Source organism: Massilia sp. LXY-6, from assembly GCF_051233485.1.
Classification (GTDB): Bacteria; Pseudomonadota; Gammaproteobacteria; order Burkholderiales; family Burkholderiaceae_D; genus Telluria.
In genome coordinates this window covers 1-321 of sequence record NZ_JBKFGF010000111.1, presented here as the reverse complement: position 1 = coordinate 321, position 321 = coordinate 1, and the positions used below count along the sequence as shown (strand labels likewise).

At 61.4% G+C, this 321-nt stretch carries 1 protein-coding gene; it reads left to right on the top strand.

Annotated elements, in window-relative coordinates; genetic code table 11:
- Positions 1–321: transposase (locus tag ACI48D_RS26040; RefSeq protein WP_435574138.1), on the top strand; the 321-nt coding region annotated here is incomplete at both ends.

Sequence of the window (321 nt, the reverse complement as noted above, 5' to 3'; positions counted from 1 at the left end):
GCCGGTAATCGAGGCATTGATGGCCCTGCGTGGCATCGCCCTGTTGGCGGCCACGACCATCGTGGCCGAGATTGGCGACTTACATCGTTTCGCCAGCGCGCCGCAATTGATGGCTTACCTGGGCCTGGTGCCCAGTGAACACTCCAGTGGCGCGACCAAATCGCGCGGCAGTATCACCAAAACCGGCAACGGTCATGTTCGCCGGATTCTAATTGAAGCGGCATGGACGTATCGTCATCCGGCTCGCAAGACGGCCTACCTGCAGCGCCGCGCCGAACGGGCGCCGGAATCGGTACAAGAAATCGCGTGGAACGCGCAAAA